The 18,970-nt window shown below is 66.1% G+C and carries 18 protein-coding genes; 17 read left to right on the top strand and 1 reads right to left on the bottom strand.

Features of this window, described 5'->3' with window-relative positions; translation table 11 throughout:
• The first annotated feature begins 103 nt into the window (after positions 1-103).
• The 15 genes from HTS88_RS05465 (at position 104) to HTS88_RS05395 (ending at position 16,932) form a co-directional block, all read left to right on the top strand.
• The gene (locus HTS88_RS05465; protein WP_174176265.1) at positions 104-1,594 is read left to right on the top strand and encodes a fumarylacetoacetate hydrolase family protein; all 1,491 of its coding nucleotides are present in this window, start codon (positions 104-106) and stop codon (positions 1,592-1,594) included.
• The gene (locus HTS88_RS05460; RefSeq protein ID WP_174176263.1) at positions 1,587-2,270 is read left to right on the top strand and encodes a GntR family transcriptional regulator; all 684 of its coding nucleotides are present in this window, start codon (positions 1,587-1,589) and stop codon (positions 2,268-2,270) included. Before HTS88_RS05465 ends, HTS88_RS05460 begins: the two co-directional genes overlap by 8 nt.
• A 38-nt stretch (positions 2,271-2,308) precedes the next feature.
• Positions 2,309-3,823 carry a 5-carboxymethyl-2-hydroxymuconate semialdehyde dehydrogenase gene (gene hpaE, locus HTS88_RS05455; RefSeq protein ID WP_174176261.1) on the top strand — a complete coding sequence of 505 codons (1,515 nt, stop codon included), beginning with the start codon at positions 2,309-2,311 and terminating at the stop codon, positions 3,821-3,823.
• Between the two features lie 37 nt (positions 3,824-3,860).
• Positions 3,861-4,946 (top strand): 3,4-dihydroxyphenylacetate 2,3-dioxygenase, encoded by a 1,086-nt coding sequence (hpaD, locus tag HTS88_RS05450; protein WP_174176259.1) that lies wholly within the window; start codon positions 3,861-3,863, stop codon positions 4,944-4,946.
• A 2-nt stretch (positions 4,947-4,948) separates the two neighbouring features.
• Positions 4,949-5,734 carry a 2-oxo-hept-4-ene-1,7-dioate hydratase gene (gene hpaH / locus HTS88_RS05445; protein WP_174176257.1) on the top strand — a complete coding sequence of 262 codons (786 nt, stop codon included), beginning with the start codon at positions 4,949-4,951 and terminating at the stop codon, positions 5,732-5,734.
• Positions 5,719-6,534, top strand: a complete 816-nt coding sequence (locus HTS88_RS05440) for an HpcH/HpaI aldolase family protein (RefSeq protein ID WP_174176255.1) — start codon at positions 5,719-5,721, stop codon at positions 6,532-6,534. The genes hpaH and HTS88_RS05440 overlap by 16 nt, the downstream gene beginning before the upstream one ends.
• 26 nt (positions 6,535-6,560) lie before the next feature.
• Positions 6,561-8,066 carry an NAD-dependent succinate-semialdehyde dehydrogenase gene (locus HTS88_RS05435; protein WP_174176253.1) on the top strand — a complete coding sequence of 502 codons (1,506 nt, stop codon included), beginning with the start codon at positions 6,561-6,563 and terminating at the stop codon, positions 8,064-8,066.
• Between the two features lie 110 nt (positions 8,067-8,176).
• Entirely contained in the window at positions 8,177-9,229 is a 1,053-nt protein-coding gene (locus HTS88_RS05430; protein WP_174176251.1) for a D-2-hydroxyacid dehydrogenase, read from the top strand.
• Between the two features lie 26 nt (positions 9,230-9,255).
• Positions 9,256-9,993, top strand: coding sequence for a fumarylacetoacetate hydrolase family protein (locus HTS88_RS05425; RefSeq protein WP_174176249.1), 738 nt, complete (start codon positions 9,256-9,258; stop codon positions 9,991-9,993).
• Positions 9,994-10,111: 118 nt separating this feature from the next.
• Positions 10,112-10,912: an IclR family transcriptional regulator gene (locus tag HTS88_RS05420; protein ID WP_174176247.1), complete on the top strand. Its 801-nt coding sequence runs from the start codon at positions 10,112-10,114 to the stop codon at positions 10,910-10,912.
• 144 nt (positions 10,913-11,056) lie between these two features.
• Positions 11,057-12,406, top strand: a complete 1,350-nt coding sequence (locus HTS88_RS05415) for an MFS transporter (protein WP_174176245.1) — start codon at positions 11,057-11,059, stop codon at positions 12,404-12,406.
• Positions 12,407-12,503: 97 nt separating this feature from the next.
• The gene (locus HTS88_RS05410; protein ID WP_174176243.1) at positions 12,504-13,487 is read left to right on the top strand and encodes an NAD(P)-dependent oxidoreductase; all 984 of its coding nucleotides are present in this window, start codon (positions 12,504-12,506) and stop codon (positions 13,485-13,487) included.
• Positions 13,484-14,254: an SDR family oxidoreductase gene (locus tag HTS88_RS05405; RefSeq protein WP_174176241.1), complete on the top strand. Its 771-nt coding sequence runs from the start codon at positions 13,484-13,486 to the stop codon at positions 14,252-14,254. Before HTS88_RS05410 ends, HTS88_RS05405 begins: the two co-directional genes overlap by 4 nt.
• Positions 14,254-15,366 carry an L-idonate 5-dehydrogenase gene (locus HTS88_RS05400; RefSeq protein WP_174176239.1) on the top strand — a complete coding sequence of 371 codons (1,113 nt, stop codon included), beginning with the start codon at positions 14,254-14,256 and terminating at the stop codon, positions 15,364-15,366. The genes HTS88_RS05405 and HTS88_RS05400 overlap by 1 nt, the downstream gene beginning before the upstream one ends.
• 156 nt (positions 15,367-15,522) lie before the next feature.
• Positions 15,523-16,932 carry an aldehyde dehydrogenase family protein gene (locus HTS88_RS05395; protein ID WP_174176237.1) on the top strand — a complete coding sequence of 470 codons (1,410 nt, stop codon included), beginning with the start codon at positions 15,523-15,525 and terminating at the stop codon, positions 16,930-16,932.
• 116 nt (positions 16,933-17,048) lie between these two features.
• Here the strand turns inward: HTS88_RS05395 and HTS88_RS05390 are convergent, their stop codons facing one another.
• Positions 17,049-17,306: a metal-sensitive transcriptional regulator gene (locus HTS88_RS05390; protein WP_066279770.1), complete on the bottom strand. Its 258-nt coding sequence runs from the start codon at positions 17,304-17,306 to the stop codon at positions 17,049-17,051.
• A 121-nt stretch (positions 17,307-17,427) separates the two neighbouring features.
• Between HTS88_RS05390 and HTS88_RS05385 the strand changes: the two genes are divergently transcribed.
• A complete protein-coding gene (locus HTS88_RS05385; protein ID WP_174176235.1) occupies positions 17,428-18,063 on the top strand; it encodes a rhodanese-like domain-containing protein in 636 nt (211 codons plus the stop codon).
• A complete protein-coding gene (locus HTS88_RS05380; RefSeq protein WP_174176233.1) occupies positions 18,060-18,959 on the top strand; it encodes a sulfite exporter TauE/SafE family protein in 900 nt (299 codons plus the stop codon). The genes HTS88_RS05385 and HTS88_RS05380 overlap by 4 nt, the downstream gene beginning before the upstream one ends.
• Positions 18,960-18,970: the final 11 nt, after the last annotated feature.

Genomic DNA, 18,970 nt, shown 5'->3' with positions numbered 1-18,970 from the left:
ATTCAGGCGACAAGTGCCATATTCCCGAAAGCCAAACGCCGCAATTGGGGGTTGACGATCCGCCTCCGACGGACGATAGTGATCGTATACGATTTCGTACCTGATGAGGGAGACAGTTTTGGAGCACGTCAACGGCGACACCTTGGCAGCAGCACGGAAGGTGGTCGCGGTGCACATCAACTACCCCAGCCGTGCAGCCCAGCGCGGCCGGACTCCCGCCCAGCCGTCGTACTTCCTCAAGCCCTCCAGCTCCCTGGCCCTGAGCGGCAGCACGGTGGAGCGGCCTGCAGGCTGTGAACTGCTCGGCTATGAAGGCGAGATCGCCTTGATTATCGGCAAGGCTGCCCGCAGGGTGGGCATAGAGGACGCCTGGAGCCATGTTGCTGCAGTGACCGCCAGCAATGACCTGGGCGTTTATGACCTGCGCTGGGCGGACAAGGGTTCCAACCTGCGTTCCAAGGGCGGGGACGGCTTCACGCCGGTGGGCCCGGCACTGATTCCTGCAGACGCCGTCGACCCCGCCCAACTGCGGATCCGCACCTGGCACAACGGGGAGCTGGTCCAGGACGACACCACGGGGGACCTGCTCTTCCCGTTCGCCCGACTGGTGGCGGACCTGTCCCAGCTGCTCACCCTCGAAGAGGGGGACATCATCCTCACCGGCACCCCGGCCGGCGCCTCCGTCGCCAAGCCGGGGGACGTCCTGGAAGTCGAGGTTTCCGCCGGCGACCTCACCACCGGCCGGCTGGTCACCAGGGTGGAGGAAGGTACGACGCCGTTCGCGGACTTTGGTGCCGGACCCAAGGTTGATGACCTGCAGCGGGAGGAAGCGTACGGTTCGCGGGCAGCGGCGGGGCTGCCGGCCTTCGCCTCCGCGCTTAGCCCGGAACTGAAGGCCAAGCTCGAAAGCGTCGCCACGGCCACCCTGTCCTCGCAGATGCGAAAGCGCGGCCTCAACAACGTCAGTATCGACGGCCTGCAGGCCACCCGCCCGGACCGCAAGGTGGTGGGCCTGGCCCGGACCCTGCGCTACGTCCCCAACCGTGAGGACCTCTTCAAGGCCCACGGCGGCGGCTTCAACGCCCAGAAACGCGCCATCGATTCCGTGAACGAGGGCGAGATCCTGGTCATGGAAGCTCGGGGCGAGAAGGGCACCGGAACCGTTGGCGACATCCTGGCCCTGCGCGCCCAAGTGCGCGGCGCCGCAGCAATCATTACCGACGGCGGCGTCCGCGACTACACCGCCGTGGCCGGGCTGGAGATGCCCACGTACTTTGCCAACCCGCATCCTGCCGTGCTGGGCCGCCGCCACATCCCGTGGGACACGGATATCACCATCGCCTGCGGCGGCGCCACAGTGCAGCCCGGCGACATCATCGTGGCCGATTCCGACGGCATCCTGGTGGTCCCGCCCGCCATCGCCGAAGAACTCGTGGATGATTGCATCGCCCAGGAGCAGGAGGAAACCTTCATCTTCGAGATGGTCAAGCAGGGCAACAGCGTGGACGGCCTCTACCCGATGAACGCCGCCTGGCAGGCACGGTACAAGGAATGGAAAGCGGGCACTGCGGAGGGGAGCCACCCGAATGACTGAGACAGTGACTGAACCGTCTGCTGCGGCTGCTGCGGGGAGCAAGTCCGAGCAGGCCTACCGGGCCGTCAAGGCACGCATTGTCGAGGGCATCTATTCCCCCGGCTACCGCCTGGTCTTGGGGAGCATCGCCAAGGACCTGGGGGTCAGCGTGGTGCCGGTCAGGGAAGCGATCCGCCGGCTCGAAGCCGAGGGCCTGGTGACCTTCGAACGCAACGTGGGCGCCACCGTGGCCGGAATCGACCCCACCGAATACCTCTACACCATGCAGACCCTGAGCATTGTGGAAGGTGCCGCCACCGCACTGTCCGCCCCACTGGTTGATTCCGTGGCAATTGCCCGGGCCCGTGCGGTGAACGAGGACATGCGCGAATGCCTGGACCACTTCGACCCCGTCCGGTTCACGCAGCTTAACCAGGACTTCCACAGCATCCTGTTCGAGCACTGCCCCAACCCCCACATCCTGGACCTGGTGCACCGCGGCTGGAACCGGCTGGCGTCGCTGCGGTCCTCAACCTTCCGCTTCGTCCCCGGCCGCGCCCGCAATTCCGTGGACGAACACGAGGCACTCCTGAAGCTCATCGAGTCCGGCGCCGACGCCGACGACATCGAGAAAGCCGCCCGGCTCCACCGCTCGGCCACCCTGGACGCCTACCTCGCCCAGGCGAAAACCATCTGAACTCCCCTGATCCCTTCAGAAGCAGTAAGGAAACAACAATGACGTTCACTGCACCGGAAACCGGCACCCATTACGTGCCGCAGGACCTTCCCACCCATATCCAGCACTACATCAACGGCCAGTTCGTTGACTCTGTAGGCGGGGCGACCTTCGACGTCCTGGACCCGGTATCCAACCGGAACTACGCCACCGCCGCGGCAGGCCAGAAAGAGGATATCGACCTCGCCGTCGATGCCGCCCGCGAAGCGTTCGCCAACGGCCCGTGGCCGAAGATGAAGCCCCGCGAACGCGCCCGCGTTCTCAACAGGATCGCCGACGCCGTCGAAGCCCAGGAGGCCCGGCTCGCCGAACTCGAGACCTTTGATACCGGCCTGCCCATCACCCAGGCCAAGGGCCAGGCCCTGCGCGCTGCCGAGAACTTCCGGTTCTTCGCGGACCTGATCGTGGCGCAGTTCGATGACGCCATGAAGGTGCCGGGATCGCAGATCAACTACGTGAACCGCAAGCCGATCGGCGTTGCGGGCCTCATCACCCCCTGGAATACCCCGTTCATGCTGGAGTCCTGGAAGCTCGCCCCGGCCCTGGCCACCGGCAACACCGTGGTGCTCAAACCAGCCGAGTTCACGCCGCTCTCGGCCTCGCTGTGGGCAACGATCTTCAAAGACGCCGGCCTGCCCGACGGCGTGTTCAACCTGGTCAACGGCCTCGGCGAGGAAGCCGGTGACGCCCTGGTCAAACATCCGGACGTCCCGCTGATCTCCTTCACGGGCGAGACCACCACCGGCCAGACGATCTTCCGCAACGCCGCCGCCAACCTCAAGGGCCTGTCCATGGAACTCGGCGGCAAGTCCCCCTGCGTGGTGTTCGCCGACGCCGACCTGGACGCCGCCATCGATTCCGCCCTGTTCGGCGTCTTCTCCCTCAACGGTGAACGCTGCACCGCCGGCTCCCGCATCCTCGTTGAGCGCGCCATCTACGACGAGTTCTGCGAGAAGTACGCCGCCCGCGCGAAGAACATCGTGGTGGGCGATCCGCATGACCCCAGGACCGAGGTGGGCGCCCTGGTCCACCCGGAGCACTACGAAAAGGTGGCCTCGTACGTGGAGATCGGCAAGTCCGAAGGCCGGCTGCTGGCCGGCGGCGGACGGCCCGAAGGCCTCCCGGACGGCAACTACATAGCACCCACGGTGTTTGCCGACGTCGCCCCGGATGCGCGGATCTTCCAGGAGGAAATCTTCGGACCCGTCGTGGCCATCACCCCGTTCGAAAATGACGACGAAGCCCTCGCCCTGGCGAACAACACCAAGTACGGGCTGGCGGCCTACATCTGGACCCAGAACCTGCCCCGGGCACACAACTTCGCGCAGAACGTGGAGGCCGGCATGGTATGGCTGAACAGCCACAACGTCCGCGACCTGCGCACTCCGTTCGGCGGCGTCAAGGCCTCGGGCCTCGGACACGAGGGCGGCTACCGCTCCATCGATTTCTACACCGACCAGCAGGCCGTGCACATCACGCTCGGAACCGTCCACACCCCCAAATTCGGCGCCTGAACCGCCACCCGTCCCTCCTCAAAGAAGAGAGAACACCATGACTGACTTCATTCCCACCCCCACTGTCCCGGCACCGGACATTGTCCGCTGCGCCTACATGGAGATCGTGGTCACCGACCTCGCCAAATCCCGCGAGTTTTACGTGGACATGCTGGGGCTGCACGTCACCGAGGAAGATGAGAACGCCATCTACCTGCGCACCCTGGAAGAGTTCATCCACCACAACCTGGTGCTCCGCAAGGGACCCCTCGCCGCCGTCGCAGCCTTCGCCTACCGGGTAAAGTCCCCCGCCGAAGTGGACGCCGCCGAGGCCTACTACAAGGAACTCGGCTGCCGGGTTGAGCGCCGCAAAGACGGCTTCACCAAGGGCGTCGGCGACTCCGTGCGCGTGGAGGATCCCCTGGGCTTCCCCTACGAGTTCTTCTACGACGTGGTGCACGTGGAGCGCCTCACCCAGCGCTACGACCTGTACTCCGCCGGCGAGCTGGTCCGTCTGGACCACTTCAACCAGGTCACCCCGGACGTCCCCCGCGGCCGCAAGTACCTCGAGGACCTGGGTTTCCGCGTCTCCGAGGACATCCAGGATTCCGACGGCGTCACGTACGCCGCGTGGATGCACCGCAAGCAGACGGTCCATGACACCGCGCTGACCGGCGGCAACGGCCCGCGCATGCACCACGTCGCGTTCGCCACGCACGAGAAGCACAACATCATCCAGATCTGCGACAAGATGGGCGCCCTGCGCATCAGTGACCGGATCGAACGCGGCCCCGGCCGGCACGGTGTGTCCAACGCGTTCTACCTCTACATCCTGGACCCGGACGGCCACCGCATCGAGATCTACACCCAGGACTACTACACCGGCGATCCGGACAACCCCACCATCACCTGGGACGTCCACGACAACCAGCGCCGCGACTGGTGGGGCAACCCCGTCGTCCCGTCCTGGTACACCGAGGCGTCCCTGGTCCTGGACCTGGACGGCAACCCGCAGCCGGTCATCGAGCGCGAGGAAAAGAGCGAAATGGCGGTCACCGTGGGTGCCGACGGTTTCTCCTACACCCGAAAGGACGGCTCCCCCGAAGGTGACCGGACCGGGTTCAAGCTGGGAGCGCAGCTGTAGCCATGCTGGATGACAGGACCATCGAAGCCATCGCGGACGAACTGGTGGAAGCCGGCCGGAACCGGAAGCCCGTCCCCCGCCTGACGGCCCGGTACCCGGAAATGACGGTGGAGGACTCCTACGCGGTGCAGCAGTTATGGCGGCGGCGGAACGAGGAGGCCGGCCGGACCCTGGTGGGCCGCAAGATCGGCCTTACGTCCAAAGCCATGCAGGCGGCCACGGGCATCACCGAGCCGGACTACGGCGCCATCTTCGACGACATGGTGCTCGAGACCGGCTGCTCGGTGGAGTGGGACCAGTACACCCACCCGCGGGTGGAAGTGGAGCTGGCGTTCGTCCTGAAGGACGGCCTCAAGGGCCCCGGCGTCACCATCTTCGACGTCCTGAAAGCCACCGACTACGTGGTTCCGGCCCTCGAAATCCTCGATTCCAGGATTGAGATGGAGGGCCGGACCATCGTGGACACCATCTCGGACAACGCCGCCATGGGTGCCATGGTGATCGGCGGCAACCCGGTGAAGCCGGACGCGGTAGACCTGCGCTGGGTCTCCGCCATCCTCTACAAGAACCAGACCGTGGAGGAAACCGGCGTGGCCGCCGGGGTCCTGGACCATCCCGCCAACGGGGTGCACTGGCTGGCCAACAAGATCGCCGCCCACGGTGATTCCCTGAAAGCCGGGGACATCATCCTGGCCGGCTCCTTCACCCGGCCCCTCTGGGTCTACAAGGGCGACACTGTCCATGCAGACTACGGACCCCTGGGGAGTGTCACATGCCGCTTCGAATAGACGACACCTTCCGCGACGCCCTCGCCAGCCAAACGGGGGAAACCGGCCGCCCGCTGGCAGGGATGTGGGTATGTTCCGGCAGCCCGTTGGTTGCCGAGCTTTGTGCTGGATCCGGACTGGACTGGCTGCTGGTGGACGCAGAGCACAGTCCCAACGGCCTCGAATCCATCCTCGCCCAGCTCCAGGCCATCCACGGCTACCCGGTCCACACCCTGGTCCGGCCGCCAGTGAACGACACTGTGCTGATTAAGCAGTACCTGGACCTGGGTGTGCAGAACCTGCTCCTCCCCATGGTCAACTCCGCTGCTGAGGCGGAAGCCGCCGTGGCCGCAACACGCTACCCGCCGCAGGGCGTCCGCGGCGTCGGGTCCGCGTTGGCCCGGGCCGCCCGCTGGAACCGGGTCCCGGACTACCTGGCCCGGGCCAACGAGACGATCAGCGTCACCGTGCAGATTGAGTCGACGGCGGCGGTCGACTCAGTCCAGGACATCCTGAAAGTCGACGGCGTCGACGCGATTTTCGTGGGCCCGTCAGACCTCGCTTCCTCAATGGGCCTGCTGGGACAGCAGGAACACCCTGAGGTGAGTGCCGCCGTCGAACACTGCCTGGCTGCTGCCAAGGCCGCCGGAAAACCGGCGGGCGTCAACGCCTTCAAGCCGGACACGGCCCGCCACTACCTGGACCACGGCGCCAACTTCATCCTGGTGGGGGCCGACGTCGCCCTCCTCGCCCGCGGCTCCGAAGCCCTCGCCGCGAAGTATGTCACCACGCGTGACGGCGACACCCCCACCAGCTACTGATCCCTCCCCTCTTAAGGACTATTTCAATGACAGTCACTCCTGCGCTGCCCCCTGCCGTTTCGTCGAAGCGTGAGGCTGAGCTCCTCGCCTCCGTTCCCACCGGCCTGCTGATTGGCGGGCAGTGGCGGGATGCGTCCGACGGCGGCACGTTCGATGTGCACGATCCCGCCACCAGGGAGGTCCTCGCCACCCTCGCCTCGGCCACCAGCGACGACGCCATCGCCGCGCTGGACGCCGCCGACGCCGCCCAGGCGTCGTGGGCACGGACCGCACCCCGGGTGCGTGCGGAGATCCTCCGCCGCGCCTTCGACCTGGTGACCGAACGGGCCGAGGACTTCGCCCTGCTGATGACCATGGAAATGGGCAAACCGCTGGCCGAAGCCCGCGGCGAAGTCACCTACGGCGCCGAGTTCCTGCGCTGGTTCTCCGAAGAAACCGTCCGCGACTACGGCCGCTACCTCACCACCCCCGAGGGCAAGAACAAGATCCTGGTCCAGCACAAACCCGTCGGCCCCTGCCTGCTCATCACCCCCTGGAACTTCCCCCTCGCCATGGCCACCCGCAAAGTCGCACCGGCCGTCGCCGCCGGCTGCACCATGGTCCTCAAACCCGCCAAACTCACCCCGCTCACAGCCCAGTACTTCGCCCAGACCATGCTCGACGCCGGCCTCCCCGCCGGAGTCCTCAACGTCGTGTCCTCCTCATCCGCCTCCAGGATTTCCGGGCCGCTGCTGAAGGACTCCCGGCTCCGGAAGGTCTCCTTCACCGGCTCCACCCCGGTCGGTAAGCGCCTGATGGCAGACGCCGCGCAGAACGTCCTCCGCACCTCCATGGAACTCGGCGGCAACGCCCCCTTCATCGTGTTTGAAGACGCCGACCTCGACAAAGCAGTCGACGGGGCCATGGCGGCCAAAATGCGGAACATGGGCGAAGCCTGCACCGCCGCCAACCGCTTCCTCGTCCACGAATCCATCGCCCAGGAATTCACCGCAAAGTTCGCCGCCGCCATGGACGCGCTGGCCACCGGCCGCGGCACCGACCCCAAAACCCAGGTCGGCCCCCTCATCGACGCCGGAGCAAGGGACGACGTCCACGCCCTGGTCACCGCCGCCGTCGACGCCGGAGCAGTAGCCGTCACCGGCGGCGCACCCGCGGACGGGCCCGGCTACTTCTACCCGCCCACCGTCCTGGCAAACGTGCCCAACGACGCCGCGATCCTCGGCCAGGAAATCTTCGGACCCGTCGCCCCCGTCACCACGTTCAGCACCGAAGACGAGGCCATTAAACTGGCCAACGCCAGCGAATACGGCCTCGCGTCCTACCTCTACAGCCGCGACTTCAACCGGCTCCTCCGCGTGGCAGAACAAATCGAATTCGGTATGGTCGGCTTCAACGCCGGCGTCATCTCCAACGCCGCCGCCCCCTTCGGCGGAGTCAAGCAATCAGGGCTCGGCCGCGAAGGCGGCACCGAAGGCATCGCCGAATACACCACCACCCAATACATCGGCATCGCCGACCCCTACGCCGGCTGATACCAGCCGCCCGGCGTGACATCCCGCTAAGCCCGCCTCGCGGGACGCTCCCTGCAGTGAAGAATAAAGGAATGTTCAGCATATTAGCCACCAGCCAGTATAGTGAACGAATGACTTCCACAATCACCCTTGCGATCGCTGTACCGCTCGAAGCAGAGCTGGTGGAACAGATCCGCGCCGTCGATCCGTCAGTTACTGTCCTCTACGAGCCCGAACTCCTGCCGCCCGAGCGTTACCCGGCCGATCACTCCGGCGACCCGGCGTTCAAGCGCACTCCAGCCCAGGAAGAGCGCTACTGGGCCATGCTCAACAGCGCACAGGTGCTGTATGGATTCCCCAACGAAAGCCCCGCCGGCCTGGCCCGCATCGCCCGCGAAAATCCCCGCCTGCAGTGGATCCATGCAATGGCCGCCGGGGCGGGCGGAGCCGCCAAGGCCTCCGGCCTTGACCAGGACATCCTGCAAAAGTTCAAGATCACCACATCGGCCGGCGTCCACGCCCTCCCCCTCGCCGAGTTTGCGGCGCTGGGGATCCTCAACGGCTTCAAACGGAGCGCAGAACTGGCGCAGGACCAGGCTGCCAAAACATGGCCTGAACTCCGGATTCCCACCCGCCTGGTCAACGGCTCCACGCTGGTGGTCACGGGCCTAGGTGAGATCGGGCTGGAGACTGCACGGATTGCCAGGGCACTGGGAATGAAGGTCAGCGGGACCAAGCGGTCCGTGGAACACATCGACGGCATCGAGGAGGTGGTGGACAACACCGGCCTTCCGGCCCTGCTGGCCACGGCTGATGCGGTGGTGAACACGTTGCCCGGCACCGCCTTCACGGAGAACCTTTTCAACCACGAAACCTTCGCCGCCATGAAGCCCGGGACGGTGTTCATCAACGTGGGACGCGGCACCGTTGTTGACGAAGAAGCCCTGCTGGAAGCCCTCAACAACGGGCAGGTCAGCTACGCCTGCCTGGACGTCTTCGCCGTGGAACCCCTCCCGCAGGACAGCCCTCTCTGGGACCACCCCAGGGTCATGGTCTCCCCGCACACATCGGCCCTCAGCGCAGCCGAGAACCGCCTCATTACCGAGCGCTTCTGCAGCAACCTCCGGACCTTCCTCGACGGCGGCGACCTTCCCCACCTCGTGGATACCGTCCACTTCTACTAAGCCCCGGGGGCACGATCAGGAGACCCATGCGCATCGCAAGAATCAAGACAGCAGAGGGCGCCCGGCACGCGGTGGAACGGAGCGGGACATGGCACCAAATTGCCGACCCCTTCGAGGAACCCCTCAGCTACACGGGGCACACCACCCCGGACGCCGACGCCGTGTTCCTTGCCCCGGTCCGGCCTGCGGTGGTGCTCGGCATCGGACACAACAGGACGCTGAACGACCATCCGCTCCCCATCCAGGCATGGCATAAATCCGTGCACACCCTCGCCAATCCCGGCGATCAGGTGGTGGCCGTCCGGGACCGCGGCACGGTCAACGTGGAAGGCGAACTCGCGGTGGTGATCGGGAAACAGGCGAGGGAACTGACGGCGGAGAACGCCCTGGAGTATATCCTCGGGTACACCTGCGTCAACGACGTGACCAACGTGGACCAGGGCCTGGTGGATGAACGGAATTTCCAGGGCAAGGCCGGCGTCAACTACACGCCCCTTGGCCCCTGGATAGAAACCGACCTGCCGGATCCGGACCTTGTGGCAATCGACGTCATCGTCAACGGAGTGGCCCAGGCGAACTCCGGGACATCCAACCTGCCCTCCTCCGTCGTGGAGTGCCTCGTCTACGTCACTTCCTGGCTGACGCTGGAACCCGGAGACGTGCTGATGACCGGGGCTCCCGGCACCGCCGTGGCAGTCCTGCCGGGCGACCAGGTGGACATCGTGATCGAGGGAATCGGAACCCTTAGCAATAGCGTCGCCTGAGCTCCCCTTCAGGAGTACGCCTGGCATAGGGGGCGCGATGTCGCGCGCCCCCTATGATGGATGGTGTTCAGTCAAATGAACACCAGCTCGTCCCGCCGCGGCAACCCGAAGGAGAATCATGGCCGATTCCCGCAACTCAGGTCCTCAACCAGACAACCAGGGCAACGCCTCTCCCGCCCCCGCCGTCACGCGGGCGGCTGCCGTCCTGGATGCGCTGGCTTCCTCCGCCACCGGCCGCCTCACCCTCAGCGACCTCTCGCGGGAAGTAGGCATTCCCAAGTCATCCACGTCGAACCTGCTGCTGGCGCTGGAGGAAGCACGGCTCATCAACCGGCAGGGCAGTGAATTTACCCTTGGCCGCAAACTCGTGGAGCTGGGCGCCGCCTACCTTGGCCGGCTGGATGAAGTGCAGGAGTTCTACCGCTACTGTGAGCAGGCTCCCGTCCTGTCCGGCGAAACGGTTCGCATCGCCATGCTCGACGGCGTGAATGTGATCTACCTCGCCCGCTACGAGGGCCATCCTGCCGTGCGCCTGACATCGAACATCGGCGACAAGATGCCGGTTTCACTCTGTGCGGTGGGCAAAGCGCTGATAGCAAGGCTCCACGACCATGACATCGAGGAGCTTTTCCCTGATGATGCCGAGCTGCCGGTGCTGACGCCGAAGTCGCTGCGCACGGGTGCCGAATTCAAGGCGCAGCTCCAGACCATTCGCGAACAGGGCTACGCCTTTGAGGATGAGGAATCCACCACAGGCGTGGTCTGCCTGGCCGTTGCCGTACCAACCCGGGGAGCCCACGGCCCCAGCCTGGGACTTTCCGTGACGGCCCTCAAGGCCACCTACACGCCCGAGCAGGGTGCCCAGATGGTCAAGGAACTCCAGGAACTCGCCCATTCCCTGGGCAACCCCATGGGTTAGGCGGCGGCACCTCCTTCACAAACGCATTCCCCCTTGTCGTCTGTTCAACTTGCTGTATTGTGTTCAGCATAGTGATCGGCGCAACAGGCGTCTCGCTATCCCACCAGGCCAACGAGGGTCTGGAGTGCGTTTAAGGGAGTTACTGTGACAACTCGTACTAAATCACCGCAGACTGACAGGAACGGCGATGTCGTCGAACCGGAGCAGCTGCGAAGGGCAACGCTTGCCAGCTCTGTGGGATCGGCCCTCGAGTACTACGACTTTTACATTTATGGCCTCGCGTCAGCACTGATCTTTGGTCCACTGTTCTTTTCCCCCCTGGGTGAAAGCGGTGCAGTCATCGCCTCGTTTGCCACGTACGGCGTCGGCTTTGCCGCAAGGCCCTTCGGTGGAGTGGTCTTTGGCTACATCGGAGACCGCTTCGGCCGGAAGATGGTGCTGATCCTCACCATCGGCCTGATGGGAATGGCGAGCTTCGCCATCGGCCTCCTGCCCACCTTTGAACAGGCCGGAATGCTCGGCGCCGTTCTGCTGGTGGCACTCCGCATCCTCCAGGGCCTCGGCGCCGGCGCCGAACAGGCCGGGGCAACCACTCTGATTTCGGAGGTGGCCCCGCGAAGCCGCCGCGGATTCTTCGCCTCCCTGCCCTTCGTGGGCATCCAGCTGGGCACCCTGCTCGGAGCGGGCACGTTCGCCCTGATGGCCCTCGCGGACAGGGATGTCCTGCTGGGCTGGCTGTGGCGGGTACCCTTCCTGGCCAGCGTCATCCTCATTGTCATTGCCGTCTTTATCCGGCTCCGGCTGAAGGAAACTCCGGTCTTCCAGGAGCTTGAGAAGCACAAAGCCGTGGTCAAGAACCCGGTTGGCCAAATTTGGAAGCACTCCAAGAAGAACGTGCTCGTCGGGATCGGCCTGCGCATGGGCGAGAACGGCAACTCGTCGGTTTACTCCGCGCTTCTGGTCTCATTCATCAGCCTTCCGGCCGGCGTCTTTCCGGGCGACAAGTTCATTGGCCCAACAGGCCTGCTGATCGCCGCAGGCTGCGCAGCAGTCATGGTGGTCGTCTTCGGCGCCCTCTCCGACCGGTTCGGCCGGGTTCCCGTGTACCGCTACGGGGCACTTTTCCAGGCCCTCATCGCGCTGCCCGCGTTCTACCTGGTCACGCTGGGCAACGTCACGCTGGTCTGGGCAGTGATGGCGGTGGGCATCGCCCTGGGCGTGCAGTCCATGCTGGGTCCGCAGTGCGCCCTGCTGCCCGAACTCTTCGGCTCGCAGCACCGGTTCACCGGTGTGGCCCTCAGCCGTGAACTCTCGGCAGTCCTCGCCGGCGGTTTCGCACCCATGATCGGCGTTGCCCTGCTCGCAGCAACCAACCACTCCTGGCTGGTTCCCGCGCTGTACTCACTGGTCCTGGCCGCAATCTCCTTTGTCACCACGTTCTTCACTCCCGAAACCAACGGCCGCGACCTGGTGCTCGTGGAGGACGCCAAATAGAAGTCCCTGAACCTTGGGGGCGGCCCCTTGCGGGGCCGCCCCCGGGTTCGTTCGCAGCCCAGCACCCCAAGCCCCGCCTGTCCCCCAAAGGTTGAACATGAACAACGCCACCACCTCCGCCGTTCCACCCTCCGGCGCCGAACATACCCGTCCGCGGGCCGGGTTTGTCGGGCTGGGGCTGATGGGCGCACCCATGGCCGCCAACCTGCTGCGGGCGGGATGGTCCGTCACGGGATGGAACCGCTCCCCCGCCGCTGTTGAAGACCTGCTGCGGCTGGGCGGGAGCGGCGCAGCCACGGTGGCAGACCTGAGGGACGAGCCGGTCATCATTTTTATGCTCCCCGATCTTTCCTTCATTGAAGATGCCGCGGCAGGGCTCCTCGACGCATGGCGGTCCTCGCCGCCTGGACCGGGAACGCTCGTTGTGGTCATGAGCAGCGTTTCACCCGTGGGCGTCCAAGACTTCGGCCGCGCGGTTATCGAGGCAAGCAGCGGGAACGCCACGGTGCTGGACGCGCCCGTCAGCGGCGGCACGCACGGCGCACGGCAAGGGACCCTGGCCATCATGGCAGGCGGCCCGGAAGAGGACTTCGCGCGGATCCTGCCGGTACTGCAGGCCATGGGGGCAACAGTCCGGCGGCTCGGCGGCCTCGGGGCGGGCTCCCTGGCCAAAGCATGCAACCAGTTGGTTGTTGGCACCACGACGGCGGCCCTCGCCGAAGCAGCCGAACTTGCGGAACGCTCCGGCCTGGACGTCACAGCCCTCTTCGACGTGCTCTCCGGCGGGCTCGCTGCAAGCCGCGTACTCGAAATCGTGGGCCCCCGCCTGGCAACAAAGGACTACACTCCCACAGGACCGGCCAAGTTCATGCACAAGGACCTGTCCTTTGTTGTGGAGAGCGCACGAAGCGTCGGTGCCGCTGCGCCGATGGCGTCCGCCGGGACTGAACTCTATGCGCAGTTGCTCGCCCAAGGCCTGGGGGACCTCGACCTGGCTGTGGTGCGTCAGACCATTGCGAACCTCAGCACCACAGACGCTTCCCACAGGGAAACCGAAACGGCCAAGGAGGCTGCACAATGACTTCACTTTTCGACCTGACCGGGCGTACGGCCCTTATTACCGGTTCCAGCCGGGGAATCGGCAACGCTCTTGCCCGGGCCTTGGCGGACGCCGGCGCAACGGTGGTGTTGAACGGGATGGATGCGGACCGCCTCAAGGCTGCAGAAACCTCCATGTCCGCCGGTTTCCCACCCGGCCGCATCCACAGCTGCGCCTTCGACGTGACCAAGGACGCAGAAGTGGGCCGTGCGGTGGCGTGGATTGAGGAGAACGTCGGCCCGCTGGAGATCCTGGTCAACAATGCCGGAATCCAGCACCGCGTGGCGATGCTTGACCTGGACGTCGAGGACTGGGAAAGGGTCATCACCACCGACCTCACCAGTGCTTTCCTCGTGGGCCGGGCAGCCGCGCGCTTTATGCTCCCCCGCGGCCGCGGCAAGATCATCAACATCTGCTCCGTCCAGGCCGACCTTGCGCGGCCCACCATCGCCCCCTACATCGCTGCCAAGGGCGGCCTGCGAAACCTCACCCGCGCCATGACGGCGGAATGGGCGGCTTCGGGCCTGCAGATCAATGCCATCGCCCCTGGTTACATCCACACCGAAATGACGCAGAACCTGGTGGACGATGAGCAGTTCAACTCCTGGATCCTGGGGAGAACCCCCGCGCACCGCTGGGGCACCGTCCAGGACCTCGCCGGACCGGCAGTCTGGCTGGCCTCCAGCGGTTCGGATTTTGTCAACGGACAGACCATCTTCATCGATGGCGGAATGACGGTGGTGGTCTGATGCATGGCGCTCCTGATGCTCCTGGAGCCGGCCGGCGCTACCCGTCCGGACTTCCCGCGGCTAGTCCCGCCGTCGTCGCCCATGCTGCAGGCGACCTGCGCATTGAAAGCATTCCGCTCCCGGCACCCCTGCCCCACCAGGCCGTGGTGGAGATTGCCTACGGCGGAATCTGCGGCTCCGACCTGCACTACTGGCTGCACGGTGCCGCCGGGGAATCGGTCCTGAAGGCCCCCATGGTGCTTGGCCACGAGATCGTGGGGACTGTCATCCGCGCGGCAGCGGACGGGTCGGGACCGGCTGAGGGCGCACAGGTCGCCGTGCATCCGGCCACGCCCGGGCCGGGAGAGGGTCCGGACTATGCCAGGTATCCCGAAGACCGGCCCAACCTGTCCCCAGGCTGCACCTATCTTGGAAGTGCCGCACGGTTCCCGCATACGGACGGCGCCTTCAGCAGGTACGTCAACCTGCCGTCGCGGATGCTGCGGGTCCTGCCGCCTGGCCTGGATCTGGGGACAGCGGCGCTGATTGAACCGGCCAGCGTTGCCTGGCACGCCGTGGCCCGCGCCGGTGATATCAGGGGCAAGACCGCCTTGGTGGTGGGGTGCGGTCCCATCGGGGCGCTGGCCGTCGCCGTGCTTAGGCGCGCTGGCGCAGCCCGCCTTGTTGCCACCGATCTGCACCGCAAACCCCTTGAGACAGCCCAGGCACTCGGCGCTGACGACGTGCTGGAAGCAACAGACAGCCAAGCACTGGCAGAAGTCCACGCCGATGTGGTGATCGAGTCCTCCGGCTCCCACCATGGGCTGGCTACGGCCATCAAGGGAACGGTTCGTGGGGGCAAAGTGGTGATGGTGGGTTTGCTGCCGTCCGGACCCCAGCCTGTACTTATTTCGCTGGCCATCACGCGGGAACTCGAACTTCTGGGATCATTCAGGTTCAACGACGAGATCGATGACGTCATTTCCGCACTGGACGACGGGTCACTTTTCGTGGACCCGGTTATCACGCACGTGTTCCCGCTGGAACGCGGGCTCGAGGCCTTTGAGACCGCCAGGAACTCGGCAGAGTCCGGCAAGGTCCTGCTGGACTTCGCTCCGGTCCGCCACTCCTGACGGGGCGAGGAGCTGACGCCGGTTCCAGGCTGTTCCCTCCACGTCAAGGGCCCTGCGCCCAAACACAAGAGGCCCGGACCGGGCGTACAGCACACTGGGAAGCAACCCGCCAGGCCAACCGGCCGGCGTCCTTGCCTACTCGAAGTGGAGTACACCATGGAAACCTACGATGCGCTTCTGGCGTCCGTCTCTGCCGCACCCGGTACCGGCCGGACCATCCTGGACCCCGCCACGGGAGAGCCCGTAGGCGAAGCCCCCGTCCACAGCCTCGAGTACCTCGAGGCGGCAGTCTCCGCCGCACAGGAAGCGCAGCCGGCGTGGGCTGCGCTGGGCCACAGCGAGAGGTCGGCCGCGCTCCTGAAAGCAGCCGACGCCGTCGAACGTTCCGCCGAGGAACTGGCCCAGCTGCTCTCCCGCGAGCAGGGCAAGCCCCTGAACGGCCCCAATGCCCGGTTCGAAGTGGGCGCGTGCGTGGCCTGGCTGCGCGCCACAGCCAACCTCCCGCTTGAGCCTGAAACGATCGTGGACGACGGCCAGACCCGCGCCGAGCTGCACTACAAGCCCATCGGGGTCGTGGCCGCGATCGGCCCGTGGAACTGGCCCATGATGATCGCCATCTGGCAGATTGCCCCCGCCCTGCGCATGGGCAACGCCGTGGTGGTCAAGCCCTCCGGCAACACCCCGCTTTCCGTCCTGGCGCTGGCCACTGTACTGAATGAGGAACTCCCCGAAGGCATCCTCTCCGTGGTCTCCTGCGGCCGGGAAGTAGGTGCCCGGCTCACGGACCACCCCGCCATCGGAAAGATCATGTTCACCGGCTCCACCGCGGCCGGCCGCGCCATCATCAAGTCCTCCGCGGACACCATCAAGCGGCTCACCCTGGAACTTGGCGGGAACGACGCCGGGATCGTCCTGCCCGACGCCGACCCCAAGGCCATCGCCGAAGATATTTTCTGGGGCGCCTTCCTGAACACCGGCCAGACCTGCGCGGCCCTCAAGCGCCTCTACGTCCACGATGACATCTACGACGCCGTCTGCGAAGAACTCACCGCCGTCGCCGCCACGATGCCCATGGGCAACGGCCTCGACGAGGACAACGTCCTCGGGCCCCTGCAGAACAAGGCACAGTACGACGTCGTTGCAGGCCTCGTGGAGGCAGCGAAGGCTTCCGGCGCACGCGTCCTGCTGGGCGGAAACCCGGAGCCGGACCAGCCCGGCTACTTCTACCCCACCACCCTGGTCGCGGACATCGACAACGACAACCCTCTCGTGGCCGAGGAACAGTTCGGCCCCGCCCTGCCCATCATCCGCTACAGCACCATCGATGAAGCCGTGGAAAATGCCAACGGACTCGACGTCGGACTCGGCGCCTCCGTCTGGTCTTCGGATGTTTCAGCAGCCCGCGGGGTCGCAAGCCGGATCCAGGCCGGCACCGTCTGGATCAACAGGCACGGCGCCGTAGACCCGCGCATCCCCTTCGGCGGCGCCAAACAATCCGGCTACGGACTGGAATTCGGCGTCGAGGGCCTCAAAGCCCTCGGTGTACCGCAGGTCATCAACGGCTGAAACCTGACAACGCAAGAGGGGCACTGCACGCCGACGCGCGCGCAGTACCCCTCTTGCGTTTGCCCGCGGGTGGCGGGGATCAGCCAGCCTAAAGGCCCGTTCCGGGTCCAGTTTGGTTACGCGAGGGAAAGGAAGAGCTTCTCCAGCTCTTTCCGGTCCATGGTGCTGTCCTCGCGGACAATGCACTGCTCGAGGCCGCTGGCGATGATCGCGAAGCCAGCCCTGTCCAGCGCCTTGGATACGGCGGCGAGCTGCGTGACGATGTCTTTGCAGTCCCTGCCCTCCTCCAGCATCCGCGTCACAGCGGCGAGCTGGCCCTGGGCGCGCTTGAGGCGGTTGACCACTGGGGCCAGTTCAGTCGAGTCGAGTTCCATGAGGTCTCCGTAAGTGGGGTTCTTGAGTCCAACTATATACCCCTCGGGGTGTTTTGACTACCCCCGGGGGTATCTGTAATACTCGGTGGGGTATTCACCTTCCCCCAACGAGAGGCCAGCAATGACTTCCCCTTCCACCGCACCGGCCGTTACCGCCCTTGCTCCCGAGACCCTGCGCAGCTGGATCGAACAGCACCAGGACCTCGTCGTCATCGACGTGCGCTCCGCCGCAGAATTCGAGTCCATGCACATCCGCGGCTCTTACAACGTGCCCCTGCCGCTGCTGTCCGAGCACACTGACGAGCTCGCCGCCCGCCTGGGCTCCCGCGTGGTCCTGGTCTGCCAGTCCGGAGCCCGCGCCGAGCAGGCACGCCAGCGGCTGGGCAAGTCCGGGATCGACGGCGCCTACGTCCTGACCGGCGGGGCCCCGGGCTTCGCCGCCGCCGGCGGGGACGTCGTCAAGGGCAAGAACCGCTGGGACCTGGAGCGCCAGGTCCGCCTCGTGGCCGGATCCCTGGTGGTCCTGGGCCTGGCCGGCGGCAAGTTCGTCTCCCCGAAGATCCGGACGCTTGCCGGGGTGATCGGCACCGGACTGACCTTCTCCGCAGCCACCAACACCTGCGCCATGGGCCAGGCCATCTCCGCCATGCCATGGAACAAGGCCGCCAAGGAACCCACCCGCGAAAGCGCCATCCTGACCCTTCCCATCGCTGACGCCCCGGCCCTTGACACCTTGGAGGAGGCCAAAGCCTCATGACCGCCACCCTCATCCTGGTCCTTGCCCTGTCGGTAGTCATCGGGCTCTCGCTCGGTGTCCTGGGCGGCGGCGGATCGATCCTGACAGTCCCGATCCTGGTCTACGTGGCCGGGTTCGAGGCCAAGGAAGCCATCGCAGCCTCCCTGTTCGTCGTCGGCGTCACCTCCGCGGTCAGCGTGTTCAGCCACGCCCGCGGCGGCAGGGTGATGTGGCGGACCGGCCTGATCTTCGGCGCGGCCGGCATGGCCGGTGCGTTCGTCGGCGGCCTCCTGGGCGGGCACATCCCCGGCCAGATCCTGCTCATCGCCTTCGCGGTGATGATGGTGGCCACCTCGGTGGCCATGCTTCGCGGCCGGAAGAAAAAGTCCGACGGCGGCGCACCGCCGGTCAAGCACGAACTTCCCCTTGGGAGGGTGCTGCTTGACGGCGCCGTGGTCGGGCTCGTGACCGGCCTGGTGGGCGCGGGCGGCGGATTCCTGGTGGTCCCGGCCCTTGCACTCCTGGGCGGCCTGCCGATGTCCGTTGCCGTGGGCACCTCCCTGGTGGTCATCGCCATGAAGTCTTTCGCCGGGCTCGCCGGATACCTCACCACGGTGCAGCTCGACTGGGGCATCACCCTCGGCGTGACCGCGGCCGCCATCGCTGGCACTCTTGCCGGGTCCAAACTCGCCGGCCGCATCCCGGAGGCCGCCCTGCGGAAGGCGTTCGGCTGGTTCGTCCTGGCCATGGGGTCCTTCGTCCTCATCCAGCAGGCCCCGGCCGACCTGCGGTGGTTCATCGCCGCCGGAGTCGCAGCCCTGACGGCAGCCACCGCAGGCGTCTGCTGGTTCTTCATCAGCTCGTGCCCCCTGCGCAACCGAAGCGGCCGGCGCAGCAACGTCCCCTCACCCGCCTGACCCCGCCACCA

The sequence above is a fragment of the Pseudarthrobacter oxydans genome, assembly GCF_013314975.1.
Taxonomy (GTDB): Bacteria; Actinomycetota; Actinomycetes; order Actinomycetales; family Micrococcaceae; genus Arthrobacter; species Arthrobacter oxydans.
Note: the sequence above shows the minus strand (reverse complement) of the source record. Positions and strands in the feature narration are given on the sequence as shown.